Here is a 26415-nt window from a genome sequence, read left to right on the forward strand (position 1 = left end):
GCCTGTTTATCATGCCCCGATTTGAATGGGGAGAATCTTTCCCGGATTCAGAATATTAAGCGGGTCCAGCGCCTGCTTGATCAAGGCCATCGGCCCGAGAGCCAGGCCATGCTCCTGTTCCATATACTTGATCTTCCCCTGGCCGATACCATGCTCACCGGTGCAGGTTCCTTCCATGCCAATGGCCCGTTCGGCCAGGCGGTTCAAAAACGTGTCAGCGGCAGCCAGCTCTTCTGTGCTCTCCATATCCAGAAGCAGCAGAACATGAAAGTTGCCATCTCCCACATGGCCGACAATCGGAGCAAGAAGTCCCAGCTCGTCCAGATCGGCAGCAGTCTCACTCACACACTCAGCCAGTCGTGAAATCGGCACGCAGACATCTGTTGAGACGCCGCGCGCACCCGGCCGCAAGGCCACAGAAGCCCAATAGGCATCATGGCGCGCTTTCCAAAGCCTTGTCCGGTCTTCCGCCTGGGTAGCCCAGGTGAAGGGACCACCACCAAGATCGTCTGCAATAGCACCAAAAAGATCCGACTGTTCTGCAACCGAGGCATCAGAGCCGTGAAATTCCAGAAACAGCATAGGCTGCTCTGGCAGATCCAGTTTCGAGTACGCATTACACGCCTTGACCTGCAAAGGATCCAGAAGCTCGATCCGGGCAACAGGAATTCCGCACTGGATAGCAGCAATCGTCGCCTGACAGGCGGCATCTATACTGGGGAACGGGCAAACACCACCCGAGATAGCCTCCGGAATACCGTGCAGCTTCAGCGTCAGTTCCGTGAGAACCCCCAATGTACCCTCTGAACCGATAAGAAGCCGGGTGAGATCATATCCGGCAGAGGATTTCTTGGCCCGGCGGCCTGTCCTGATAATCCGCCCGTCCGCCATCACAGCAGTCAGGTTGATGACATTATCCCGCATGGTGCCGTAACGAACCGCATTGGTTCCTGATGCCCGGGTTGCAGCCATGCCGCCAAGGCTGGCATCCGCACCCGGATCAATCGGGAAAAACAAGCCGGTATCCCGCAGATATTCATTCAACTGGATCCGGGTAACACCGGCCTGTACTTGGCAATCCAGATCTTCCGGGTGAACGGCCAGAACCGCATTCATCCCGGTCATATCAAGGCATACACCACCGGCAGCCGCATTCACATGACCTTCAAGAGACGTTCCCGCCCCGAACGGGATGACCGGCACACCATAGTCCGCACAGGTGGAAACAATCTCGGACACCTCTTCGGTGCTTTCAGGAAAAACCACACAATCCGGCGGCATGTTCGGGATAAACGTTGTTGTATGCCCGTGCTGTTCCAGCAGAGAAGGAGACACGGAAGCGCGCTCGCCAAATCTCTGCTTGAGGATAGAGAGAACCGTGGCAATCCCGTCCTCATTCCGTTCCAAAGCGGGAAAACGATCTGCAATTCCCATAACTCACTCCCAAACAACCCCGAAATCCCGCAAAAACGGGACGACCTTATCATTGGCGTCAATGATCATGGATGCCATAATAGACTCAAAGACGAGTCGAAACACCTGAACAATATGCGACAAGAGTTCCAGCGCACCAGTCTGTTCAGGACGCACAAAGCATAATCGTCAAAACCGGGGAAATTCGTGACCTTAGCCTATCCTGCCCCTCTTATCTCATCCCGCATGACCATCGAACTGGACTGGATTGATTATAACGGCCATCTCAACATGGCCTTCTACAATGTCCTGTTTGACCGAGGTGTGGACGAGGCTTTCGCGCTCGTCGGGATGGGGCCGGATTATGTCCGATCACGCAATATGTCGTTTTTCACCGCAGAAGTGCATGTCTGTTATTTGCGGGAACTCCATCTGAATGATCCTGTCACGGTATCTTTCCAGCTTCTGGATCTGGATGACAAACGGGCACGTTTCTTCCAGGAACTGCGACATGCGGATGAAGGCTGGATTTCTGCAACATCCGAACAGCTCTGCGTACATGTGGATATGACAGAGAGGCGGTCTGCTCCTTATCCGGAGGATGTCAAAGGCAGGCTTGAGGCGCTTCAGGATGCGCACCGGCCTATGCCCTTCCCCGAGAAGGCCGGTCGGACAATCGAGATCAAAAGGAAGACATGATCCCCCATGAGGCAGCAGTTTCTACATCTGGTTAATCTGCTGATCCGCTGGATCGAGCCGAACTTCCGTTATTTCCGCACCACCCGGCAACCCATTCTCTGGTTTCTGGCACTGGCCATCGGAATAAGTGTCGGTCTTGCCGCTGTTTTTCTCCGTTATGCAATCGGCGTTGTCCAACTGCCCTGGCTCGGCACCATCAGTGAACTTGTTGTCACTGCAGCACGTGAGCAGCCCTGGTGGGTTATCGTCGCGGCACCGACACTGGGCGGGGTGATTGTTGGCTGGTTTCTGACCTATGTTCAGCCGGGCCATCGGGCCAATGGCGTGGCCGATGTGATTGAAGCCCGCGCTCTTGGTGGCAGGGGGCTTCCTTTCTGGCCCGGTATCAGCAGTGCCTTTATCACCATTATCTCACTTGGGTCAGGCGCCAGCGCCGGGCGAGAAGGACCAATGGTTCATCTTGGGGCCACGTTGTCTGCAGCCATTGCCCGCTTCTTCAGCCTGCCCGCATCAGGTCGCAGAACTCTGCTGGCGGCGGGCGTTGCCAGCGCTGTTTCAGCCTCGTTCAATGCGCCCATTGCAGGCGTTCTCTTTGCCCATGAAGTGATCCTCGGCCATTACAGCATTTCAGCCTTTGTCCCCATCGTCATTTCATCTGTGATGGGCACACTGGTATCTCATCTGATTATCGGGGATGTCGCAGCCTTCATCATCCCGAACTATCAGATCACCTCTTACTGGGAAATCCCGGCCTTTGGCCTTCTCGGCATCACATGTGCAGCGGTTGCGATCCTGTTTCAGTTTGCGCTTATTGGAACGGACTGGGTTGCCCGCCACATCACCATGCCTCTCTGGTTCCGCCCGGTCATTGGCGGATTTGCCGTTGGCTGTATGGGGCTGGTGTTTCCAGAAGTCCTGGGCGTTGGTTATGAGACAACAGACGCCGCACTGAAGCAGGATCTGCCACTCACGCTGATGCTGACGCTCATCGTGATGAAGACGGCAGCAACCGCCATAACGCTCGCTTCGCGCTTCGGGGGTGGCATTTTCACACCGGCCCTCTATCTCGGGGCTTTGACCGGTGGCGCTTTCGGCCTGATCGCCGCCGGGGCCTTCCCTGACCTCGCCTCCAGCCACGGCCTTTACGCCATTCTCGGCATGGCGGCTGTGGCTTCTGCCGTATTGGGCGCGCCTATCTCCACCACTGTCATCGTCTTTGAGCTGACCGGTGGGTACGACGTCACCATAGCCCTTCTGTTAACGGCCTCCATTGCCACTGGCCTAACGCTGGCTGTGCACGGACGGTCCTTTTTTCACTGGCAGCTTGAAATGCGCGGCGTCTTTCTACAGGACGGCCCGCACCGCTATCTTATGGGCACGATCAAGGTCCGGGACTTCATGGAACGCCCCGACATCGGCGACCCCGAACCCGAACCCTTCGACCCCGGTTCGGGTTTCCCCTATCTCCGACCACACGACACATTGGAAACCGCTTTGCGGATGTTCGATTCAAGTGGGGCCACTGATATCCCGGTGGTCGATGAAAACGACGCAACCAGGGCCATTGCCTGCGCCAGACAGGTTCGGGCACTGCGTTATTTCAACAAGGAATTGATCGCCACAAGCGTAGAAGAACACCGGTAGCACCTTTTTGGCCGGGTTAGCACAGGAAGCCATTCCGTTTCCGTTCTGTTCACTGCTATAGTGGCCGCCAAATTGATTCCGGCCTGATACAGACGCATCGGGCCAGCGACCGGGTTTTTCATGACACGACCTGACGATACTTTTGACCATGTGCCTTTGTCCGTGCCACAGCCGGGCGGCATTGCTGCGCGCGCCATGGGCCGGCGACCAGTGCCCTATCTTGATGGCCTGAACCCGGAACAACGCGATGCCGTTGAGACCACAGAAGGCCCGCTTCTTGTGCTGGCCGGAGCCGGCACAGGCAAGACCCGGGTTCTGACAACACGTATTGCCCATATTCTGGCCAGTGGCAAAGCCCATCCCAATCAGATCCTCGCCGTGACCTTTACCAACAAGGCCGCACGCGAAATGAAACACCGCATCGGCCAGTCGATTGGTGCCGGTGTTGAAGGCATGACATGGCTCGGCACGTTCCATTCCATCGGTATTCGCATTCTCCGCTACAGGCCGGAGCTGGTAGGGCTGAAGCCGAATTTCACGGTGCTGGATACGGACGACCAGCTCCGTCTTATGAAACAACTCATCCAGGCTGAAGGGCTTGATGACAAGCGCTGGCCCGCCCGGCAGTTCCTGTCCTATGTGGATGGCTGGAAAAACCGTGGTCTGACACCTGAACAAGTGCCGGATGGAGAAGCCGGAGCCTTTGGCAATGGAAAGGGCGGCAAACTCTACCAGGACTATCAGGCCCGCCTGAAGATCCTGAACGCTGTGGATTTCGGTGACCTTCTGCTCGAGTGTATCCGCATGTTTCGGGAAAATCCCGATGTGCTGGCCGACTTCCAGCGCCGGTTCCGCTACATGCTGGTGGACGAGTATCAGGATACAAACATTGCCCAGTATCTCTGGCTGCGGATGCTTGCCCAGAAAAACCCGAATATCTGCTGCGTCGGCGATGATGACCAGTCCATCTATGGCTGGCGTGGTGCAGAAGTAGACAACATTCTCAGGTTTGAGAAGGACTTTCCCGGCGCCAGGGTCATCCGGCTTGAAAGAAATTACCGTTCCACACCGCATATTCTGGCCTGCGCCTCCCATCTCATCTCCCATAACGAGGGACGACTAGGCAAAACGCTTTTCACAGATGTTGATGATCAGAACGCGGCAGAAAAAGTGTCTGTTGCATCAGCCTGGGACTCTGAAGAAGAAGCCCGTGCGATCGGGGAAGAGATTGAAGCTCTCCAATCCAAAAGCCACGCCCTCAATGATATCGCCATTCTCGTCCGTGCATCCTTCCAGATGCGCGAATTCGAAGACCGGTTCATTACGCTGGGCCTGAATTACCGCGTCATCGGCGGCCCCCGTTTTTATGAACGGAAAGAAATTCGCGACGCGCTGGCCTATCTCCGGGTTGTTGTCCAGCCAGCCGATGATCTCGCATTTGAGCGCATCGTCAATGTGCCGAAGCGTGGTCTTGGTGACGCCACGCTGAAGATTGTCCATGCCTATGCCCGCGCGCGTGAAATTCCTCTGACCGAAGCCGTCCGCGACCTGGTGGAAACAGAAGAGCTGAAGCCAAAGCCGCGCAATACATTGAAGACATTGCTGCAGGACTTTGACCGCTGGGCGGGACTACTCTCATCAACCCCTCATTCAGAGGTCTGCGAGACCCTTCTGGATGAATCCGGTTACACCGAGATGTGGCAGAAGGACCGCAGCGCCGATGCACCCGGGCGTCTTGAAAACCTCAAGGAACTTATCCGTTCCATGGAAGAGTTCGAATCTCTGCCAAGCTTTCTCGAACATATCTCACTGGTCATGGACAGCGAGAATAACGAGAATGATGATGCGGTCAGCATCATGACGCTTCACTCTGCCAAAGGGCTTGAATTCGACACCGTTTTCCTGCCCGGCTGGGAGGAAGGCTTGTTCCCCCACCAGCGCGCGCTGGATGAAGCTGGACGCAGCGGACTTGAGGAAGAGCGGCGGTTGGCTTATGTGGGCGTCACCCGGGCGCGGAAAAAAGCCTTTATCTGGTTTGCCGGGAACAGGCGCATTCACGGTCTCTGGCAGAATTCAATGCCATCCCGCTTTGTCGACGAGTTGCCCCAGGAGCACGTGGAAATCAAGGAAGCCTCATCCAGCTATGGTGGTTATGGCGGGCAAAGCCGTTTCGAACGGTCCTCATCCTTTTCAAGCGCCTATGACACGCCAGGATGGCAGCGGGCACAGAGAAGTGGCAGAAGCTCATCCGCGTCCGGCCACAGGTCATCAGCACCGATGATCGAGGGTGAACTGATAGCCAAGAGCGTGATCGGTGGCTCTTCTCTTTATGAGAAAGGGGAACGTGTGTTCCATCAGAAATTCGGTTATGGAACCATCCGCTCCATTGATGGAAACAAACTGACCATCGAATTCGAGAAAGCGGGTCAGAAACGCGTTCTCGATTCCTTTGTCGAGCGCCACTGATCTGTCCTGAAAGTCACATCCTATGCCAGTATTACAAGCCAGTGTTACAGCCGACAAAGCCTTTGCTGACCGCGCCACGGACGCGCTTGAAGATCTGTTTTCCGAAGATGGCACCCCCATCGCCTGTTTCGAGGTCGAAGACGGCGTCTGGTGTGCATCCGTCTACCTTGAAACAGAAGCCCCGGACACAGAAAGCAGCCGGATCAGGACGCATCTTGAAGCTCACGGACTGGCTGCTGGTCTTGTCATCGAAGAGCTGCCGGATACGGACTGGGTTACAGAAAGTCTTGCAGGCCTGACACCGGTGCCCGTTGGCCGGTTCCTGGTTCATGGCAGCCATGACAAGGATGCTGTACAGCCGCACATGATCAGCCTTCTGGTCGATGCGGCACAAGCCTTCGGAACGGGCCATCACGGCACCACATCGGGCTGCCTTCAGGCCATTGACGACCTTCTGAAAAAACGCAGCTTCCATCGCTGCATTGATGTGGGTACCGGCACAGGGGTTCTTGCTATGGCTCTGGCCAAACGGCTGCACCGCCCTGTGCTTGCATCCGACATTGATCCCATAGCGACCAGAGTGGCGAGGGATAATGCCCGCCTGAACCAATGCCACCCCTGGACCAGCTGCATGACCGCAACAGGCACACACCACCCTGATGTTCAGAAGTCCGCTCCCTATGACCTGGTCGTCGCCAATATTCTGGCAGGGCCCCTGTCTGCACTGGCGCCAGACCTCACCCGAATTCTGACACAAGACGGTCGTCTTATCCTGTCCGGGCTCCTTGAACGGCAAGGGAACTGGATCCTGACCCGCTATCGCCAGCATGGCCTTTATCTCGAACGGCGCTACGTGAGGGAAGGCTGGCTGACCTTGATCCTTAAACGTTAGGATCCCGACCTTGAAAACACGTATAGATCGAAAGATTAACTTGAAATGAGTGAATTTATAAAAAATAACTCAAAAGAAGTTAAAATGTACATGACAAAGCCCATGTTCCAGTCCTATGAGCAGACATCCAATCCGAGATTTGGCCGTGAGCGGTGTACCCGATTGCGGGACTGGCTCTCCAGTAACGGTCTGGATGGATTTCTTGTTCCGCGTTCAGATGAACATCAGGGGGAATACGTCCCTCCCCACGCAGAACGCCTTGCCTGGCTGACCGGCTTCAACGGTTCTGCAGGCCTTTCAATTGTGCTGAGAGACACGGCGGCCATTTTTGTCGATGGCCGGTACACTATCCAGGTCAAGGAACAGGTGGATACGAGTGTTTTTGAGCCGAGACATCTGATCGAGAACCCGCCAAAGGACTGGCTGGCTGAAACGCTGTCAGAAGGACAGAAACTGGCCTACGATCCCTGGCTGCATACAGTGTCCGAGATCAAGAGCCTCCGCAAAGCGGTGGAGGGTGCAGGTGCCGAACTGGTCAAGATTGACCAGAACGCCGTCGATGCAATCTGGACAGACCAGCCTGATGCGCCTGCGGGCGCCGTTCAGCTTCATCCTCTTGCCCTGGCGGGTGAAAGCAGCGACAGAAAACTTTCAAAACTGGCAGAAACCCTCGTAGAAAAGACAGTTGATGCGACGGTACTGACTCAGCCGGATTCAATTGCCTGGCTGCTGAATGTCCGTGGGTCGGACGTCTCGCATACCCCCCTGCCCTTGTCTTTTGCGATCCTCCACAAGGATGGTGCTCTGCACTGGTTCATCTCCGGAGAGAAGGTAAAAGGCATTGCTGACAGCTTTTCTGATCAGATCACCCAGTGCGAGCCGGATACATTCAACACAGCGCTCGAAGAGCTCGGCAAAGCGAATGCAACTGTGCTTCTGGACCCGGCCTGGGCAGCAGATGCCATTGCCAGTCTGGTAGAAGATAACGGCGGCTCAATACTGGCAGAAGCAGACATCTGTCTCCTGCCCAAGGCACGGAAAAACGCCGCCGAAATCGAAGGAACCAGGCAGGCTCATATTCGTGATGGTGTTGCTTATGCGAAGTTTCTCTGCTGGCTGGATGAGGAAATCGCCAATGGTGAACCAACCGAAATCTCCGTCGCCAGAACGCTCGAAGGCTTCCGCGCGGCAAGTGGAGAACTGAAGGATATTTCCTTCGATACCATCTCTGCAGCAGGCCCTCATGGTGCAATTAACCATTATCGAGTTACTTTTGATACAGATCTTCCTCTTTCGACCGGCCCTGTCTTCCTGATTGACTCCGGCGCGCAGTATGAAGATGGCACCACCGACATCACACGAACCATTGCTGTCGATGCACAAAGCCTCGAGGTCCGCACCCGGAACACGCTGGTCCTGAAGGGTATGATTGCCATTTCCACAGCCCGCTTCCCAAAAGGCACAACAGGCGGCCATCTGGATGCTCTGGCTCGCATGGCTCTATGGCAGAACGGTCTGGATTTCGATCACGGGACCGGTCATGGCGTGGGCTCCTACCTCTCCGTTCACGAAGGTCCGCAGCGCATTTCTAAAGCCTCGATGGTTCCGCTTGAGCCAGGCATGATTCTGTCTAACGAGCCGGGCTACTACAAGGAAGACGCGTACGGTATCCGTATTGAAAATCTGATTGTTGTCCGTGAGGCTGAAGAGGTTCCGGGTGGCGACCGCCCTATGTACTCATTCGAGACCCTGACACTTGCGCCCATCGACCAGCGGCTGATTGAAAAGAGCCTGCTGTCCGATGAGGAGAAGGCATGGCTGAACAGTTATCACCAGACTGTTTTCCAGACCCTGTCTCCACATCTGGGTGATCATGAACGCCGCTGGCTTCAGCAGGCGACGGATATGATCGCTTAGAGCGTGCTTCTGAAAAGTTGATAGACTTTTCAGATAAAAGCTCGTGCAGAAACAAACTCTTAAAGCACCACCGCCGGTTCAGGTTAAAGGTCTGGTGCTTTAATAGGCGATCCTTATCCAGGGAACAAAACGCGTTTACTGTTCGCCCTCAATGAGGGCGAACCAGCCGTTTTCATCAATCACCTGAACACCGGAATCCTGCGCCTTTTTCAGCTTGCTGCCCGCCCCGGGACCGGCAACCAGAATATCCGTCTTCTTTGAAACAGAACCCGCCACTTTCGCGCCGAGACGCTCAGCCATGGCCTTTGCCTCATCACGGCTCATCTGTTCAAGTTTACCGGTGAAAACAACAATCTTGCCCGCAACCGGTGAACTGTCGGAAACCGTCTCAAGCGGCAAAGGCGTCACCTGCTCGGCCAGAGCATCAACAATTGCGAGATTATGCACTTCGGAGAAAAACTCCACCGCAGCACGCGCGACAATATCACCGATCCCGTCTGTGGCGACCAGATCAGCCCAGGCTTCACTTTCAGGATCATGCGCAGCGACCAGCGCGTCACGCAACATATCGAAAGACCCGTATGTCCGCGCCAGCGTCTTCGCATTGGTTTCACCGATATGCCGGATACCGAGCGCGAAGATAAAGCGGTTGAGATCAATTGAGCGACGTTCGTCAATGGCGTCAAACAGATTACCGGCAGACTTGGGGCCCCAGCCTTCCCGATCCTTCAGGCGCTTTAGTGACCGAGCATCACGGTCCCGCAGGGTAAAAATATCAGCAGGATTCATGATGAGGCCATCCCTGTAGAACGCCTCCACCTGCCTGGCCCCCAGCCCTTCAATGTCAAAGGCATTGCGCGCCACAAAATGCTTCAAACGCTCCACAGCCTGAGCCGGACAGATAAGTCCACCACTGCACCGCTTGACCGCATCCACCTTGCCTGTTGCCTCATTCACATCGCGGATCGCATGACTGCCACAGGCAGGACAGGCATCGGGGAAGACGAAGGCTTCAGCATCATCAGCACGTTTGGACAGATCCACATCGACAATCTGCGGAATAACATCCCCTGCGCGCTGAATGGTAACCGTATCCCCCACGCGCAGGTCCTTGCCCTCGCGGATACTCTCACCATTTGAGCCAACACCCCGCACATAATCTTCATTGTGCAATGTCGCATTGGACACCACAACGCCGCCAACTGTGACGGGTCGCAGTTTGGCAACCGGCGTCAGTGCGCCTGTACGCCCGACCTGGATATCAATTCCATCCAGAATCGTGGTCGCTTTCTCTGCTGGAAACTTGTGAGCAATCGCCCAGCGCGGCGACCGGGACACAAAGCCGAGCCGGGCCTGGTAATCCAGCCGGTCGACCTTGTAGACAACACCATCAATATCATAGCCAAGCACTGCACGATCCGCTTCAATCGACCGATACACTGCAAGTACATCACCCACAGCTCCACAGCGCTGGAGATAAGGATTGACGGTAAAGCCCCATTCCGCAAGGCACGCGACCATACCGGCCTGTGTCTCAGATGGCATCGCACTCATGTCACCCCAGGCATAGGCGAAGAACTGCAATGGCCGGGAGGCGGTAATGTCCGGGTTAAGCTGCCGGAGCGACCCGGCCGCTGCGTTACGCGGATTAGCAAATACCTTGCCGCCATGGGCAAGCATCCGGTCATTCAACGCCGCAAAATCCTCATGCGCCATATAGACCTCACCGCGCACCTCGACCACATCGGGGATATCGGAGCCGGAAAGGGTCTGCGGGATAGAGGAAATTGTCCGGATATTGGCGGTGATATTCTCCCCAACAGCCCCATCGCCACGGGTGGCAGCAACAGTCAGAACACCTTTTTCATAGCGCAGACTTGCTGACAGGCCATCAATCTTCGGTTCCGCAGTAAAGGCCAGGTCCGCGTCAGCATCCAACCCGAGGAATCGCCTGATTCTCTGGTCAAACTCGGCAACATCCTCATCATCAAAGGCATTGTCGAGCGACAGCATCGGCACCGCATGCTGTACCTTCTCAAACTTCTCCTGGGGCCTGGCACCAACCCTGTCACTGGCCGAATCGGCAAGTTTTAAATGGGGAAAGCGTGCTTCAAGCGCCAGATTGCGGCGCTTCAGATGATCATAGTCCGCATCGCTGATCAGCGGCGCATCCTGTCCATGATAGGCCTCATCATGTTGCAGAAGCTCCTGCCCCAGCGCATCCAGCTCTGCACGTGCTTCATCTTCCGTCAGATCATCAACGGACCGGTCCCTGAGAGTTCCGCTCATGCACTCCCTGCACCCGCCATCAGCCTGTCTGCTGCAGCGCGTGCCTCCTCTGTTATTGTTGCGCCTGCCAGCATGCGGGCAATTTCTTCCCGGCGAGATGGTCCGGAAAGCGCCGAGACCTGCGTCGCGACCCGTTCCTCGTCAGCCACACGGGATTTTGCGATCAGCATATGGCCAGCAGCACGGGCGGCCACCTGCGGCGCATGCGTGATCGACAGAACCTGCACCCGCCCCGCAAGGCGAGCAAGGCGTAACCCGATTGCTTCCGCAACAGCACCGCCAACACCGGTGTCAATCTCATCAAAGACGAGCGTAGGCGCCGAGGCCTTGTCAGCCAGAACGACCTTTAACGCCAAAAGGAAGCGGGATAACTCACCACCGGACGCGACCTTCATCATAGGCCCGGGCTTCGTACCGGGATTGGTCTGGACCCAGAATGCCACCTGATCGATGCCGTCAGCCTGCGGCAGGTCCCGATCTGCCTCGTGATGCACGATGAACCGGGCCGCCTCAAGTTTCAGGTCCGGCAATTCGGAATTCACAAGCTCAGCCAGTGCACCGGCATGATCAGCCCGCTGCTCACTCAGGCGCTCTGCCAGAGACCAGTAAGTGGCCCACGCCGTTTCCAGCTCTGCAGCAAAACCATCAAGACGCTCTTCACCTGCATCCAGCGTTTCAAGCTGCCCGGCCATATCCGTGGCAAGAACAGGTAATTGCTCCACCGGTACGTGATATTTGCGGGATGCTGCTCTCAGAGCAAACAGACGTTCTTCCACCTCTTCAAGCTCACGCGGGTTGAAGTCCGCATCACGCAGGGCCTGCTCAAGCGCCGTAGAGGCGTCCTCAAGGCCATTCAGAGACCGGTCCAGGGCTTCCAGCGCATCATCCAGCATTCCACCCATATCAGCAGCCTTACGCTGCAGGCGGCGCATAAGGCCGGATATGGTGGGGATAGGAGAGGCATTGCCGCTGATAATCTCAACCGCATCATTCAGATCAGAAGCGATCTTCTCTGAATTCATCATGGTCTGGCGTCGTTCGGCCAGGCTCTCCTCTTCCCCTGCTTCAGGAGCAAGGGTCTGCAGCTCTTCAACAGAAGCACGCAGATAATCGGCTTCACGCCGGGCAGCCTCTATTTCGGCCTGTAATCTGTCCCGCTCCTTTTCGAGATGGCGACAGCTCTGGAACGCCTTCCGGACATCATCACAGAGTCCAGTCAGTTCGCCGTAGGAATCAAGAAGAGCTCTGTGGCTGGCAGGATCAATCAGCGCCCGGTCATCATGCTGGCCATGGATTTCAACCAGCAGACCACCAATATCCCGGAGAAGCCCGGCAGATACGGGCTGATCATTGACAAAGGCCCGTGTCCGACCGTCCGCTGACTGCACACGTCGCAGCACCAGCTCACCATCAGCATCAATATCATGAGCATTCAGATGAACAAAAACCGGATGGTCTGCTGGAAGATCAAAGGTCGCGATCACATGTCCCTGTTTGACACCTGACCGGACAAGACCGCCATCACCGCGGCCACCCAGAGCAAGGGACAGGGAATCAAGCAGGATAGACTTGCCCGCACCGGTTTCTCCAGTGAGCACGGTCAAGCCATCCGAAAAATCGATATCCAGCCGATCAATCAGAACGATATCACGGATCGACAAAGCCCCCAGCATGATCCGATGATTGTCCTTAGCTGAGACCTGTCAGAGTACCCACTGTCTTGCTGATCCAGGAGCCCTTGTTTTCCTGCGGCTTGTAACCACCTTCCGCAAGAAGTTCATAGGCCCGCTGGTACCATTCGCTGTCCGGGAAGTTATGTCCAAGCACAGCAGCAGCGGTCTGCGCTTCCGGTACAACTCCGAGCGCCAGATAGGTCTCGGTCAGACGGAGAAGCGCTTCCTCCACATGACGTGTGGTCTGATATTCGGAAACAACGGTTTTGAAGCGGTTCGCCGCAGCAATATATTCCTGCCGCTCCTGATAGTACCGGCCCACCTGCATTTCCTTACCGGCAAGCTGATCGAGCGTAACACGTACTTTCTGGCGCGCATCATCCGTATAATCCGATTCAGGATAACGCTGCACCAGCTCACGCATGGCTCTCAGCGCCTTGGCTGTCATTTCCTGATCACGGGTCACATCCGGGATCTGGCGGAAATAGGACTGGCCGATCAGATATTGCACATAAGCGGCATCTTCATCGCCCGGATACAGCGTGATGAAACGACGAGCCGAAGAGATCGCATCGTCATACCGGGCGTTCTGGAAATTCGTATAGGTACTCAGCACAAGAGACTTCTTGGCCCAGGTCGAATAGGGATGCTGACGGTCAAGATCCTTGAACTTCTTCTGGGCCGTCGAGACATCGCCTGAGTTCAGAGCAGCCAGTCCCTCGTTATAGAGCCGGTCAGCCGGCTCGTCCTTGAAAGCCAGATCATCCAGCGATTCTTCAGTGCTGGAACAGGCTGCAAGAAACGTCATACAAGCTGCAGCAAGCCAACCGAAATACGCTGGTACTGTTTTCCGAGTGCTATTCATCGCCTGAATTTATCCCATAACGCTGTAGCCATACGCTGAGGCAAAACAATACTGCCGCAGAGCTGCCCATGACAAGTCACCAAAGACCGTTTGATGTCTTTACCCTAAATCCACCTCGAACGCCAAGCCCGATGCCATGAAATTGGAGCGGAACTAAGGCAATTTTTCCACCCATGGCCGACGGGTTACACCCTTTCAGGGCATAAAAGCAAAAGGGGCCAGAAACCGGCCCCGCAATAATGCCCCCGGACACGCCGGGATATTCCGGTAATCCCTGTTACGAAACATCCGCACGGAATGCAGCAGCGGCAATACCAGCTGGCAATTCCCCATGGCCAACCGTGCGGGTCGGAGCTTCTTCAACATATTCCCAGGCGTCGGGGTCAGCAAACAGGGCCTTGACCATGTTGATATTCACACGATGGCCACCACGATAAGAGCGATAAAGCCCAAGAATAGGCGCCCCCGCAAGAGACAGGTCACCAACAGCATCAAGGGTCTTGTGCCGAACAAACTCGTCCGGGTACCGCAGCCCTTCAGGGTTGACCACTTCATCGTCACCCAGAACAACCGTGTTATCGAGCGAGGAGCCAAGTGCATAACCCATGGCCCAGAGACCTTCCACATCCTTCATGAAGCCAAAGGTCCGCGCTCTGCTCAACTCATCACGGAAAACAGCCGGGGACAGATCACCGGAAAATTTCTGGCGACCGATAACCGGCGTATCAAAATCAATCTCGACCTCAAACCGGCTGCCATCAAACGGACGAAGCTCTGCATAGGACTGGCCATTCTCAATCCGGACAGGCTTCAGAACCTTGATGAAGCGGCGGGCACGGCGCTGCTGCTTAAGCCCGACCTGCTCGAAAGCATCGATATAGGCAGCGGAACTGCCGTCAAAGACCGGAACTTCCGGGCCATCAATCTCAATCAGAACATTGTCCACGCCATAGGCAACAAGAGCAGCCATCAGATGCTCGACCGTTGCAACAGACACGCTGCTCGGATCACCAAGCACAGTGCACAGCTCTGTTGCAGACACAACCTTGTGGGACGCGCGGATTTCGTAATCCTTGCCATCTTCGGAACGCAGAAAAACAATACCATGATCATCTTCAGCAGGATGAAGCGTCATCGAGACCGGCTTACCACTGTGAACACCGATACCGGAAAGTTCCACAGGCTCAGCCAGAGTGTGTTGCCGCCGCACGTCAGTCATGGTCATCATTCTGTCCCGAAAGATTTTATTATTGGATTTTCGAATCTGCGCCCTTAAGCCCTGATGGCTGCACAATACAAGTCACCCGCAACGGGTACAAATCACGCTTTCTTACTGTTTGTTACGATTTTCAGAAAACTTTCAGATGCTGTAATTCATTGAATTTAAACGAAAAACAGGGGCAGAAAATCTGCCCCTGTCATAATCTGTAACAGTCTGTATCAGACGATCAGTTCGCCTGGCGACGGAGGAATGCCGGGATTTCCAGCTGCTCATCCTCATGAGCCTGTGGCTGAGGCTGGGCACGGCCACGCGGATCAAGCTGACCCTGCTGCGGCTGATACATGCCCTGAGGTGCCGGGCGCGGCTTTGCAAATTCGCTGCGCGGAGCCTGCTGTGGCGCATAAGCCTGAGGAGGAGCCATCTGGGCTGTGGCAGGCATCTGCGGGCGAACCTGCTGGGTCGGAGCCGGAGCAGGTTCTGCTTCAGCAGCCTCATGCTCCTTGCGACCCAGGCCAACATTGGCCAGGCGGCGCAGAATGGTCATCGGACCTTTTTCCTCAGCCTCAGGAGCAGTTTCCTGAGGAGCTTCTGGAGCCATGCGAGCCTGAAACTCTCGCTGACCGACCGGCGGGAACTCTTCCATACGCGGCATACGCGGTGCACGAGGCTCAGGCATTTCAGCCTGCGGCGGAATGAAATGACGCTGCGGTGCTGGCTGTTCAGCAACTTCCGGAGCTGGCATCGGATCGATTTCCGGCTGCGGCTCTGGCTCACTGAATGCTGGCATTTCCGGGCGGAAAGGCTCAATCATCACATCCGGATCTTCAGCACTGGCAACCGGAGCTGCTTCCATTTCCTCATACTGCATCAGATCAGCGGAAACCTGCTCCTGGACATCATCACGGATGATGAACTGCGGCAGTTCCACTTCTTCTGCGTGCTCTTCCTCGGCAACTTCTTCATGCTGCTCGACGGTCAGCGTTTCACGCTGCTGAGCCAGCTCGGAAAGACGGATTTCAGCAGGGGTCACCTCTTCAAGGATCTCCTGATCGATACCCGTTGCCACAACAGAGACGCGGATGACACCCTCAAGGCCTTCATCAAACGTAGCGCCCAGAATGATATTGGCTTCCGGATCGACTTCCTCGCGGATGCGGGTTGCCGCTTCGTCCACTTCAAACAGGGTCAGATCCTGACCACCGGTGATCGAAATCAGCAGACCGCGTGCACCCTGCATGGAGATGTCATCCAGCAGCGGGTTGGCAATAGCCGCTTCAGCAGCCTGAACAGCACGACGGTCACCGGACGCTTCACCGGTACCCATCATCGCCTTGCCCATCTCGCGCATGATTGAGCGAACATCAGCAAAGTCCAGATTGATCAGGCCTTCCTTGACCATCAGATCCGTGATGCAGGCCACGCCGGAATAAAGCACTTCGTCAGCCATGGAGAAGGCATCAGCGAATGTGGTTTTCTCATTGGCGATACGGAACAGGTTCTGGTTCGGAATGCAGATCAGCGTATCCACATTCTTCTGCAGTTCATCAATGCCGCTTTCCGCAATACGCATGCGGCGCTGGCCTTCGAAGTGGAACGGCTTGGTGACCACGCCGACTGTGAGAATGCCATGTTCACGCGCAGCCCGGGCGATCACAGGAGCTGCCCCCGTACCCGTGCCGCCTCCCATACCTGCGGTGATGAAAACCATGTGTGAGCCAGCCAGATGGTCATTGATCTCATCAATCACCTCTTCGGCAGCAGCACGACCGATTTCCGGCTGAGAACCTGCGCCGAGCCCCTCGGTCACGGCAATTCCCATCTGGACCACACGCTCGGCCTGAGACGTGGACAACGCCTGGGCATCGGTATTGGCAACGACGAACTCAACGCCCTGCAATCCGGCTGTGATCATGTTGTTGACGGCGTTGCCGCCAGCTCCACCAACACCAAACACCGTGATACGCGGCTTCAGTTCTGTGATATCGGGCATCTTCAAATTAATGGTCATGGCATCCTCGTCGGGCTTGGACGGCCATTCCCGCCGTCTCGACCTCTCTCAGTATTCTCCGATTCACCTTGATTCGACGAGGTTAAACCGGAAAAAGATGTATTAAAAGCACTCCCTGAACCACTGACCGACCCGGGCGAAGTACCCGTCCGTCCCGGTCAGGGACAGTTTTTGTTTTCTCGTTGCAAACTGTTCAATCTGGGCAACCTGCGGATAAATCAGCAGGCCGACCGCAGCGGAAAAAGACGGCCCCTTGGCAATCTCCGGCAGACCAGCAGCCCCAAGGGGACGGCCGAGCCGAACATTCCGCGCCAGAATCCGTCTTGCGACTTCCGACATTCCCGTAAGCTGGCTTGCACCACCGGTCAGCACCAGACGGCGACCGACCTGGGCAGAAAACCCGCTTGAATTAATCTTGTCCCGAGCCAGCTCAAGGATCTCTTCAACCCGAGGCCGGATGATCCGCGTCAGCGCAGAGCGTGGCACCTGGTGGGGCAAATCCCGCTCATCATCACCGACTGGCGGAACGGTCAGGATCTCACGATCATCAGACACACTCGGCAAAGCGCTGCCAGCAAGGGTCTTCAGCCGTTCCGCATCGGCCAGCCGTGTGGACAGGCCGCGGGCAATATCCATGGTCACATGATGCCCGCCAATGGCAAAGCCATCGGTATGCACAAACTGACCCTCGACGAAAATCGAAATCGTTGTGGTGCCACCACCCATATCGATACAGGCAACGCCAAGTTCAGCTTCATCGTCCACCAGAACGGAAAGACCGCTGGCATAAGGCGTAGCAACAAAAGCCTCCACCTGCAGATGACAGCGATTGACACAGAGCTCAAGGTTCCGGATCGGCGCATGGTCTGCAGTGACCACATGCATATCCACACCGAGCTTGTTGCCGAACATATCTGTCGGATCACTGATGCCGCGATTGCCATCAAGAGAATAGCCAATCGGCAGGGAGTGAATGGATGAACGCCCTTCCGTCAGCGAATGAGACCGACCGGCCCGAAGAACCCGGGCAATATCATCTTCCTGCACTTCATGGCCATCAAGAGCAACGCTGGCGCTGTATGTTTCGCTCTGCAATCGGCCTGCAGACATGCTGACAATGAGAGAATCCACGGTCAGATTGGCCATCCGCTCCGCTGCATCAACAGCGTGACGGATACAGCGTTCTGCCGCTTCCATATCGGTAACAACACCGGACTTCATGCCCTGGGCCTGACGCTGACCAAAACCGATAATCTCGATCTGATGGGTCCGGCCACGTAGTGCTTCACCCGGATCACGCGGACGCAACCGCGCGATGATGCAGCAGACCTTGGTGGAACCGACATCCAGAACCGACACAACAGACGAGCGATGCTGTGGCAACGGCTTCATGTGCACGCCACGAACGCTTTCAGGAAGGCGGATCATGCGTCACCTCCCGTCTTGCGCCGCTTGATGGCTGCTTCAAAAGCCGCCTTGCGCTCAGTTGCAGCGTCATCCGTCAGACGCAATGTCACCTTGTCAGCGAACCGCAAGTCGACCCGTGAGATATCCCGGGCCAGAATCTGGCGATCCCGCGCAAGCGCATCCAGATCACGAAGCGCGCGGGCAAGTCCCTCTTCCGGCAGAAGAACCACAGTGCCTGTATCCAGATGCAGATTCCAGCGGCGGTCTGCAATGCGAGATGAGGCCCGCAGACGGCTCTGCAGAAGCGGATAGCGCACCAGTTCGGAGAAAAGCCCCTCGGCTTCACGCTGGGCACCTCGTCCGACAATCAGAGGAAGGCTGGCAAAATCGCCACCCTGCACATCAATGATCGGCTCACCGGCCTGGTCAACCACGGATAACAGGCTGCCGCGCTGCCAGACCGCAAACGGCCGGCGCTCGGTCACAGCTATCCGCAAGGTACCGGGATAGAATTTCTGTACGGTCACAGATGAAATCCAGGGATTGGCCAGCAGCCGGTCCCGTGCATCTGCCACATTGAAAGCAATGAGGGATGTGGATGGGGTAATTCCGAGCTGGGACAGAATCTCTGATTCAGACACAGATGCCTGGCCGGAAATATGCACTTCGGTAATCGCCAGACCGGCCTTTTTGGACGCGGCATCAACAGCCGGGCCGAGATGCCCGCCAAGAGATGCCCCATACACGATGGCTGCGGAAAGGAAGGCAACCGTTGATACCGTACCAAGCCACTTCGGTGTCAGATTGAGGAGGCGCCAGCTTTCAGACGCCAGTTTTGCGAAGGAACCATAACGATGACGCAGCGAATATTCACGATCAAGTCGCGCCTGTTCGGCGGATTTGATCCCGTCGCTGTCTCCATCATGTCGCTTCGCTAACGGTTGCAAGAAGCGTCCTCCACCATCCAACTGACCAATGCGCGGAAATCATGTCCGGCATCTGCTGCAAGTTCCGGCACCAGTGACGTTTCCGTCATGCCGGGCTGCGTATTAACTTCAAGACAAATCAACTCACCTGTGCCGTGCAATCGGTCATCGAACCGGAAATCAGCGCGACTCACACCGCGACAGCCAAGCGATTGATGTGCTCTTAAGGTTAATGTCTGTATGTTTTGGTAAATATTCGGTGAAATTTCTGCCGGAAGAATGTGTTTTGATCCACCAGGGCGATATTTTGAATCGAAATCATAGAAGCCTTCGTCAGGCAGGATCTCAATCACCCCCAGGGCCACGTCACCCATCACCGCACAGGTCAGCTCGCGGCCCGGAATATAGCGCTCAACCATAACAATTTCGCCATATGGCCAGTTATCTGAATAGAGCTGTTGGGGTGGATGTTCCATGTCTTCAGAGACAATCAGAACGCCATAACTGGACCCCTCATTCACCGGTTTGATGACATAAGGCGGCTTCATCACATGTTCGCGCGCTGCATCTAATCTGTGGACAATTTTTGATTCTGCAACGGGTACACCCGCCTCACGCATCACATCCTTGGCCTTTTCCTTGTGCATCGCCAGTGCAGATGCAAGGACACCGGAATGCGTATAGGGGATGCTGAGCGTCTCAAGAATGCCCTGAATACAACCATCCTCACCGTATGGGCCATGCAGGGCATTGAAAACCACATCGGGCTTCAGCTCCTGCAGCACAGTCGCAACAGACGGCTCGGCATCCACCCGTGTCACACGGTAGCCTGCGTCCTCAAGAGCATCAGCGCAGGCATTGCCGGACGCAAGACTAACACTCCGTTCCGCGGACCATCCGCCCATCAGAACAGCTACATGCTTACCAGTGCTCATCATTTATCTCCCGAGAAAGGGTTGAATATTCACGCCATCCGGCAAGGTGCCAATCCGCTTGATTTCCCAGTCAAGCCGAATGCCGCTTGTTGCCAGAACCTGAGACCGAACCGTCTCCCCAAGCAGTTCAAGTTCCGTGGCCGTCGCGTTTCCGGTATTGAGCAGGAAATTGCAGTGCAATTCAGAAACCTGGGCATCGCCGATATTCATGCCACGGCAACCTGCCGCATCAATAAGCTGCCAGGACTTGTGCCCTTCCGGATTCTTGAACGTCGAGCCTCCCGTACGGCTCTTTACCGGCTGCGTCGCTTCACGCGAGGCTGTGATCTGCTCCATCTCAGCGCGCAACGCGTCCGGTTCCCCGGCAGAACCGCGATACAGGGCTTCCGTGAAAATCAGGTCACCAGATGCTTCTGAGTGCCGATAGCTGTATCCGAAATCAGCGTTTGACAGGATATGAACCTGCCCCTGCCTATCAACCGCGCGGGCTTCGATGAGGAAATCCTTCGTCTCACCGCCATAGGCACCGGCATTCATGCGCAATGCGCCGCCAATACCACCCGGAATGCCCCGGTAGAAGGACAGCCCCGCTATCCCCGCATCAGCCGCCGCCTTGGCTGCTCTGACATCAGGCACAGCAGCACCGACGCGCAAATGGTGATCGGGTTCCGTGGTAATCTGCCCGAACCCCTTGGCCGAGAGGCGTACAACAACCCCGGCAACACCACCATCCCGCACAAGAGTGTTGGACCCAAGACCCAGAACCGTGACAGGAATGTCTTCCGGCAGAACCGCCAGAAACCGGGCCAGGTCCTCTTCATCAGCAGGTTGGAAAAGCAGCTGCGCCGGTCCACCGACACGGAACCAGACATAATCCTTCAGCGGAGCATTGGTGATCAGGCGCCCACGGACACCTTCAAAAGCAGAGCCGTGTTCTTCCAGAAGATCCGGGAAACTCATCCCTTCCCTCCTTCAAGCTGTTCAAGCGCCTCCGGCAGGGCATGAGCCCAATGTGTAATACTGCCAGCCCCGAGACAAATCACAAGGTCTCCCGGTTCGGCCTGCTCGCGGATCAACCCGGCAAGGCTCTCCGGTCCTTCCAGCGGCAGCACACTGCGGTGGCCGTGGCTTCTCAAACCGGATACAAGCCCGGTCTTGTCCGCACCTTCAATCGGCTCCTCACCGGCTTCATAGACATCAGCAATGATCACCGTGTCCGCATCATTGAAACAGCCGCAGAATTCATCAAACAGGTCATGCAGACGCGTATAGCGGTGTGGCTGCATGACCGCGACTACCTTGCCTTCTGTCGCCGAGCGCGCAGCCTGCAAAACCGCTGCAATCTCTACCGGATGATGGGCGTAATCATCAAAGATGCGGATGCCGTTCCAGGTTCCGGTTGCCGTAAAGCGGCGCTTGACCCCGCCAAAATTCTGCAACCCGGTTCTGATCGCGTCTTCCGATACATCAAGGTTGAGCGCGACCGCGATTGCAGCAACAGAGTTCGAGATATTGTGCAGACCCGGCATGGGAAGAGTCAGATCATTGATAGCCGTTTCCACTCCGGTCGCGCGATCGCGCGCGATTAGATCAAATTTCGAGAACCCGTTATCGGAGCGCACATTGCGGAACCGGATATCAGCCTGCGGATTTGCACCATAAGTGACGATCCGACGGTCCTCAATCCGACCCACAAGAGCCTGCACTTCCGGGTGGTCAAGACACATCACCGCGAAACCATAAAACGGTACATTCTCGACAAACAGCCGGAACGCCTCACGGGCATTGTCAAATGTGCCGTAATGGTCCAGATGCTCCGGGTCGATATTGGTGACAATCGCTACATCGGCAGGAAGCTTGACGAATGTGCCATCGGATTCGTCTGCCTCGACCACCATCCACTGGCCTTCTCCAAGACGTGCATTGGTGCCGTAAGCATTGATGATACCGCCATTGATAACGGTCGGATCAAACCCCGCAGCATCAAGCAGAGTTGCCACCAGAGACGTGGTGGTGGTCTTACCATGCGTACCACCAACAGCCACAGCCGAACGAAGGCGCATCAGTTCAGCCAGCATTTCCGCGCGCCGAACAACAGGCACCATACGGTCACGTGCAGCACACAGCTCCGGATTATCCGGCTTGATGGCGGATGATACGACCAGAACCCGTGCCTCACCGAGATTCTCCTCGGCATGCCCGATAGAAACCGAAATGCCCTTGGCTCTCAGACGCTGAACATTGGCGCTGTCTGACATATCGGAGCCCTGAACCCGATATCCGAGATTATTCAGAACCTCGGCGATCCCGCTCATCCCGATACCACCAATACCCACAAAATGAATGGGTCCGATATCCTGAGGCATTTTCATCGATCACAAGATCCTTCAATTCGAGTTGTGAGTCAGCTCATCCACAAGATCAGCCAGCCTGACAGCGGCATCGGGATAGCCCGCAGATTTGGCCGCAGAGGCCGCAGTCCATAGTTTTTCCGGTTCATCAAGAAGCGCGCTCAGATCTCCCGCCAGACGCTCCGGTGTCAGATCAGCCTGCTCTCTGATCCATGCCCCGCCGGCCTCTGCCAGACCTTCAGCATTCAGCCGCTGATCATGATCAAGCGCACCCGGGTAAGGAATGAGAATAGCCGGTCGTCCGATAACAGCCAGTTCCGATACAGTGGATGCTCCAGCGCGCGAAATCACCAGATGGCTTTCAGCCATGCGCTGCGGCAAATCCTCAAAGAAGGTTTCCAGCTCGATACTCATCCCAAGTGCCCGATAGCGCGCAAGCGTTGTGGAGAGGTTCTCAGGACGACATTGCTGCACAACCGAAACAAGATTGCGCTTGTCCTCGGGCAACAGCTCAAACGCAGCAGGCACTACCTCAGACAGGAATTGAGCGCCCTGACTGCCGCCGAAAACCAGAAGCCGGAACGGCAGATGGCCGCCCATGGTCGGATAAGGCCTGTCTGCCGCCTCAATCACTTCAGGACGGACAGGATTGCCCGTGTGGATGGTTCGCGCATGACCATCAAGCCCGCGCGTCTGCGGCAGGCTCATGGCAACAGCATGGATGTTCTTCAGAACAGCTTTGTTCGCCCGGCCCAATACGGCATTCTGCTCATGGATACAGGTCGGCACACCGAGCTTCTGCCCCATATACAGCGGAGGGAAAGTCGGATAGCCGCCAAAACCGACAATAAGATCAGGCTGGTAACGCTTGATAAGCTGTCGGGATTCATAAAACCCGGTCAGAAGCTGAATGGCACCCCGCGCCAGCGCTACCGGTGATTTCCGGGCAAAAGTCGCTGATGACACCCGATGAATCCGCGCGCCCAGAAAAGCCTCATCATAGGAAGAAACCCGATCATCGGTCAGCCAGTGCACCAGATAGTCACGTTTGAGCAACTCAGCAGTCAGTGCGGCTGCCGGGAACACATGACCACCGGTCCCACCAGCGGCAACAAAAACACGTTTGGGATCTGATTCAGACTGCATCTGGTTTGGTAACCTGTTCAGAACGGGCAAGAGGCTGGCGATGCCTGAGCGCGGATCGCACCGGCTTGCTGCGGGTGAAGGCGAGAACCACCCCCATGACAAAAGCGGCTGATAACATGGATGACCCGCCATAGGAAATGAATGGCAATGTCATGCCTTTGGCAGGCATCAGCTTGAGATTAACCCCGAGATTGATCACCACCTGCAGGCCGAACAGCGAGACAAGGCCGAATGTCGCCAGACGATGAAAGGCATCATCGAGACGCTGCGCCTGATAGAGCCCGCGCATGACCACAAACACCATGATAGCCAGCAGCAGCAGGCAGACGATGATGCCGAATTCCTCGGCAGCCACCGCAAAGATGAAATCCGTATGGGAATCCGGCAGGATCCGTTTCACGGTCCCCTCGCCCGGCCCCCGTCCGAACCAGCCACCTTTGACAAAGGCATCAATGGCTGTATCCACCTGAAACGTGTCCCCCGATGACGGGTCAAGAAAGCGATTGATACGCCCTGCCACATGGGCAACGGTGAGGTAGGCAATCACACCGCCAATCACACCAAGCCCGGCCAGCGCGAAAATCCAGGTCCAGGACAGACCGGCCATGAAAAACACCATACCCCAGGCGGCCCCGACCAGAGCAGTCTGGCCGAAATCCGGCTGGGCGACGAGCAGAGACACCACCATAACCAAAAGCAGAATGGCAAAGATATTGCCCGGAATATCCGCCTGACGCTTGTGTTCTGCAAACAACCAGCCAGACAGAATGATCAAGGCGGGCTTCACGAACTCAGACGGCTGCAGTGAGAAACCACCCACCGAGATCCAGCGGCGGGCGCCCTTGATTTCAAGACCGATAAACAGCGTCACGATCATCAGGGCAACACCGCCCAGGAAAACCAGAAGCGCGAGCCGTCGCACCTGTTTTGGAGACAGCAGCGAAACGCCGAGAAAGATCACGAGAGACGGGATCATGAACACAGCATGGCGTTTGACGAAATGGTAGGAATCAAGCCCCAGCCGTTCAGCAACCGGAGGGCTGGCGGCAAATGAGAAAATAAACCCGGTGATCATAAGGGCGATGACGGAAAACAGCAGATACCGGTCGACAGTCCACCACCATCGACCGATCAGGGTTCCGCCTTCCGTCCGGCTGACCATCAGAGGGCCTCCGCTTTCGGCTGGTCCAGATCGAGCGCTTCCACAGCCTTTCTGAAGGCATCACCACGCAACTCGAAATTGTCATACTGATCGAAAGAAGCACAGGCCGGAGACAGAAGAACAACAGCTTCATCCAGGCCCGACCGGAAAGCATCACGCGCTGCCAGAACAACGGCATGATCCATTGTTGAGGCGATCTCGTGCGGCACTTTTTTGCCCAGAGTGGCGGCAAACGGCTCTGCCGCCTCGCCAATCAGATAGGCCTTCCGGATACGCGGGTAGAATGGCTCAAGCTCATCGATACCGCCATCCTTGGCACGACCACCCGCAATCCAGAAAATATCCTGGAACGAACCAAGAGCCGTTGCAGCCGCATCCACATTGGTGGCTTTGGAGTCATTTACAAAGGCAATGTCGGCAATCCGGCGAACCTCTTCCATACGGTGAGCCAGTCCGGGAAAGCTCCTCAGCCCCTTGGCCAGCGCGTCATAGCTGACACCAAGGCAACGGGCGATAGCAGCATAGGCAGCTGCATTCTGCGCGTTATGCCGACCTCTCAGAGACGGAATGCCGGTAAGGCGGGTCACCACGTGACGACGCCCGGACAGAGTATCAACCAGCTGGTCAGCCATAGCATACAGACCATGACCCAGCGCCTGTCGTGTGCTGATGTCGATCACAGAGACACCATCAGATTTCAGTGTCTCTGAAATAGACCGCGTTGTCTCGTCATCAATACCGATGACGGCGGTCTCCGACTGCGCCACAAGATTCCGCTTCACTGCTGCATAATGCTCGAACGAGCCATGCCTGTCGATATGGTCTGGGCTGATATTCAGCAGAACACCAATCGTCGGATCAAGCGTTGGCGCCAGATCAATCTGATAGGACGAACATTCGAGAACATAAACGGCATTGTCAGACAGTTCATCCAGCGAGAGCACAGCAACGCCGATATTGCCGCCCATCTGCACATTGAAACCGCAGGCCTTCAAACCGTGCGCCACAAGCGCCGTTGTGGTTGACTTACCGTTGGTTCCGGTAATTGCAACAAGCTTTGAACCCGGCGCACGAGCAGCTCGCTCGCGGCAAAAAACTTCAATATCACCGATAATCTCGACACCGGCCCTATTGGCCAGATTGACGATCCGGTGCGGCACCGGATGGGTCAGCGGAACACCTGGCGCAAGGACGAGAGAGTCAAACCGACCCCAGTCCGCGTCATCAAGACTGCCAACGGGGATACCCTCCCTGGCCGCTTCATCCATCCGACCCTGATTGTCATCAGCTGCGAGAACCTGTGCGCCCCCGGCAACAAGAGCTCTGGCGGTTGCCATGCCACTGCCGCCAAGCCCGAACAGAGCAACCGATTTTCCCTTGAATGTGGTTGCCTTGATCAT

At 56.1% G+C, this 26415-nt stretch carries 19 protein-coding genes; 5 read left to right on the top strand and 14 right to left on the bottom strand.

Going from position 1 to position 26415, the window contains the following annotated elements:
- Window positions 1–9 precede the first annotated feature (9 nt).
- Window positions 10–1434, bottom strand: coding sequence for an FAD-binding oxidoreductase (locus RA157_RS02695; protein ID WP_350334941.1), 1425 nt, complete (start codon window positions 1432–1434; stop codon window positions 10–12).
- A 225-nt stretch (window positions 1435–1659) separates the two neighbouring features.
- On the opposite strand from RA157_RS02695, the gene RA157_RS02700 reads away from it, so the two are divergent.
- The 5 genes from RA157_RS02700 (at window position 1660) to RA157_RS02720 (ending at window position 9031) form a co-directional block, all read left to right on the top strand.
- Window positions 1660–2112, top strand: a complete 453-nt coding sequence (locus RA157_RS02700; RefSeq protein WP_350336140.1) for a thioesterase family protein — start codon at window positions 1660–1662, stop codon at window positions 2110–2112.
- Window positions 2113–2118: 6 nt separating this feature from the next.
- Window positions 2119–3756: a chloride channel protein gene (locus RA157_RS02705; protein WP_350334942.1), complete on the top strand. Its 1638-nt coding sequence runs from the start codon at window positions 2119–2121 to the stop codon at window positions 3754–3756.
- A 120-nt stretch (window positions 3757–3876) separates the two neighbouring features.
- Window positions 3877–6222: an ATP-dependent helicase gene (locus tag RA157_RS02710; RefSeq protein ID WP_350334943.1), complete on the top strand. Its 2346-nt coding sequence runs from the start codon at window positions 3877–3879 to the stop codon at window positions 6220–6222.
- Between the two features lie 22 nt (window positions 6223–6244).
- Window positions 6245–7114, top strand: coding sequence for a 50S ribosomal protein L11 methyltransferase (locus tag RA157_RS02715; protein WP_350334944.1), 870 nt, complete (start codon window positions 6245–6247; stop codon window positions 7112–7114).
- A gap of 102 nt (window positions 7115–7216) precedes the next feature.
- Window positions 7217–9031, top strand: coding sequence for an aminopeptidase P family protein (locus tag RA157_RS02720; protein ID WP_434058484.1), 1815 nt, complete (start codon window positions 7217–7219; stop codon window positions 9029–9031).
- Window positions 9032–9166: 135 nt separating this feature from the next.
- Here RA157_RS02720 and ligA read toward each other — a convergent pair whose 3' ends face one another.
- The 13 genes from ligA to murD all read right to left on the bottom strand — a co-directional run bounded on the left by ligA (window position 9167) and on the right by murD (window position 26415).
- Window positions 9167–11320 carry an NAD-dependent DNA ligase LigA gene (ligA, locus tag RA157_RS02725; RefSeq protein ID WP_350334946.1) on the bottom strand — a complete coding sequence of 718 codons (2154 nt, stop codon included), beginning with the start codon at window positions 11318–11320 and terminating at the stop codon, window positions 9167–9169.
- The gene (gene recN / locus RA157_RS02730) at window positions 11317–12993 is read right to left on the bottom strand and encodes a DNA repair protein RecN (protein ID WP_350334947.1); all 1677 of its coding nucleotides are present in this window, start codon (window positions 12991–12993) and stop codon (window positions 11317–11319) included. Before recN ends, ligA begins: the two co-directional genes overlap by 4 nt.
- A gap of 16 nt (window positions 12994–13009) precedes the next feature.
- A complete protein-coding gene (locus tag RA157_RS02735; RefSeq protein ID WP_350334948.1) occupies window positions 13010–13858 on the bottom strand; it encodes an outer membrane protein assembly factor BamD in 849 nt (282 codons plus the stop codon).
- Window positions 13859–14135: 277 nt separating this feature from the next.
- Window positions 14136–15083: a UDP-3-O-acyl-N-acetylglucosamine deacetylase gene (lpxC, locus tag RA157_RS02740; protein ID WP_350336141.1), complete on the bottom strand. Its 948-nt coding sequence runs from the start codon at window positions 15081–15083 to the stop codon at window positions 14136–14138.
- Between the two features lie 223 nt (window positions 15084–15306).
- Complete coding sequence (gene ftsZ / locus RA157_RS02745; protein ID WP_350334949.1) at window positions 15307–17088, bottom strand: cell division protein FtsZ; 1782 nt, start codon at window positions 17086–17088, stop codon at window positions 15307–15309.
- Between the two features lie 102 nt (window positions 17089–17190).
- Window positions 17191–18480 (bottom strand): cell division protein FtsA, encoded by a 1290-nt coding sequence (gene ftsA, locus RA157_RS02750; RefSeq protein ID WP_350336142.1) that lies wholly within the window; start codon window positions 18478–18480, stop codon window positions 17191–17193.
- 32 nt (window positions 18481–18512) lie between these two features.
- Window positions 18513–19442, bottom strand: coding sequence for a cell division protein FtsQ/DivIB (locus tag RA157_RS02755; protein WP_350334950.1), 930 nt, complete (start codon window positions 19440–19442; stop codon window positions 18513–18515).
- Window positions 19430–20359, bottom strand: a complete 930-nt coding sequence (locus RA157_RS02760) for a D-alanine--D-alanine ligase (protein ID WP_350334951.1) — start codon at window positions 20357–20359, stop codon at window positions 19430–19432. Before RA157_RS02760 ends, RA157_RS02755 begins: the two co-directional genes overlap by 13 nt.
- Window positions 20360–21316, bottom strand: coding sequence for a UDP-N-acetylmuramate dehydrogenase (gene murB, locus RA157_RS02765; protein ID WP_350334952.1), 957 nt, complete (start codon window positions 21314–21316; stop codon window positions 20360–20362).
- A complete protein-coding gene (gene murC / locus RA157_RS02770; RefSeq protein WP_350334953.1) occupies window positions 21313–22728 on the bottom strand; it encodes a UDP-N-acetylmuramate--L-alanine ligase in 1416 nt (471 codons plus the stop codon). The genes murB and murC overlap by 4 nt, the downstream gene beginning before the upstream one ends.
- Window positions 22729–22743: 15 nt before the next feature.
- Complete coding sequence (gene murG, locus RA157_RS02775; RefSeq protein WP_350334954.1) at window positions 22744–23853, bottom strand: undecaprenyldiphospho-muramoylpentapeptide beta-N-acetylglucosaminyltransferase; 1110 nt, start codon at window positions 23851–23853, stop codon at window positions 22744–22746.
- On the bottom strand, window positions 23843–25015 hold the full coding sequence (gene ftsW / locus RA157_RS02780) for a putative lipid II flippase FtsW (protein WP_350334955.1): 1173 nt from the start codon (window positions 25013–25015) through the stop codon (window positions 23843–23845). The genes murG and ftsW overlap by 11 nt, the downstream gene beginning before the upstream one ends.
- The gene (gene murD / locus RA157_RS02785) at window positions 25015–26415 is read right to left on the bottom strand and encodes a UDP-N-acetylmuramoyl-L-alanine--D-glutamate ligase (protein ID WP_350334956.1); all 1401 of its coding nucleotides are present in this window, start codon (window positions 26413–26415) and stop codon (window positions 25015–25017) included. The genes ftsW and murD overlap by 1 nt, the downstream gene beginning before the upstream one ends.

The sequence above is a fragment of the Coralliovum pocilloporae genome (assembly GCF_030845175.1).
GTDB lineage: Bacteria > Pseudomonadota > Alphaproteobacteria > Rhizobiales > Cohaesibacteraceae > Coralliovum > Coralliovum pocilloporae.

Coding starts and splice junctions, on each gene's coding strand:
- murB (WP_350334952.1), bottom strand. CDS start 21,316: ATGAGTTTCCCGGATCTTCTGGAAGAACACGGCTCTGCTTTTGAAGGT.
- recN (WP_350334947.1), bottom strand. CDS start 12,993: ATGCTGGGGGCTTTGTCGATCCGTGATATCGTTCTGATTGATCGGCTG.
- RA157_RS02705 (WP_350334942.1), top strand. CDS start 2,119: ATGAGGCAGCAGTTTCTACATCTGGTTAATCTGCTGATCCGCTGGATC.
- RA157_RS02715 (WP_350334944.1), top strand. CDS start 6,245: ATGCCAGTATTACAAGCCAGTGTTACAGCCGACAAAGCCTTTGCTGAC.
- RA157_RS02710 (WP_350334943.1), top strand. CDS start 3,877: ATGACACGACCTGACGATACTTTTGACCATGTGCCTTTGTCCGTGCCA.
- murD (WP_350334956.1), bottom strand. CDS start 26,415: ATGATCAAGGCAACCACATTCAAGGGAAAATCGGTTGCTCTGTTCGGG.
- murC (WP_350334953.1), bottom strand. CDS start 22,728: ATGAAAATGCCTCAGGATATCGGACCCATTCATTTTGTGGGTATTGGT.
- ftsW (WP_350334955.1), bottom strand. CDS start 25,015: ATGGTCAGCCGGACGGAAGGCGGAACCCTGATCGGTCGATGGTGGTGG.
- murG (WP_350334954.1), bottom strand. CDS start 23,853: ATGCAGTCTGAATCAGATCCCAAACGTGTTTTTGTTGCCGCTGGTGGG.
- RA157_RS02760 (WP_350334951.1), bottom strand. CDS start 20,359: ATGATGAGCACTGGTAAGCATGTAGCTGTTCTGATGGGCGGATGGTCC.
- ftsZ (WP_350334949.1), bottom strand. CDS start 17,088: ATGACCATTAATTTGAAGATGCCCGATATCACAGAACTGAAGCCGCGT.
- lpxC (WP_350336141.1), bottom strand. CDS start 15,083: ATGACCATGACTGACGTGCGGCGGCAACACACTCTGGCTGAGCCTGTG.
- RA157_RS02720 (WP_434058484.1), top strand. CDS start 7,217: ATGTTCCAGTCCTATGAGCAGACATCCAATCCGAGATTTGGCCGTGAG.
- ftsA (WP_350336142.1), bottom strand. CDS start 18,480: ATGAAGCCGTTGCCACAGCATCGCTCGTCTGTTGTGTCGGTTCTGGAT.
- ligA (WP_350334946.1), bottom strand. CDS start 11,320: ATGAGCGGAACTCTCAGGGACCGGTCCGTTGATGATCTGACGGAAGAT.
- RA157_RS02735 (WP_350334948.1), bottom strand. CDS start 13,858: ATGAATAGCACTCGGAAAACAGTACCAGCGTATTTCGGTTGGCTTGCT.
- RA157_RS02700 (WP_350336140.1), top strand. CDS start 1,660: ATGACCATCGAACTGGACTGGATTGATTATAACGGCCATCTCAACATG.
- RA157_RS02695 (WP_350334941.1), bottom strand. CDS start 1,434: ATGGGAATTGCAGATCGTTTTCCCGCTTTGGAACGGAATGAGGACGGG.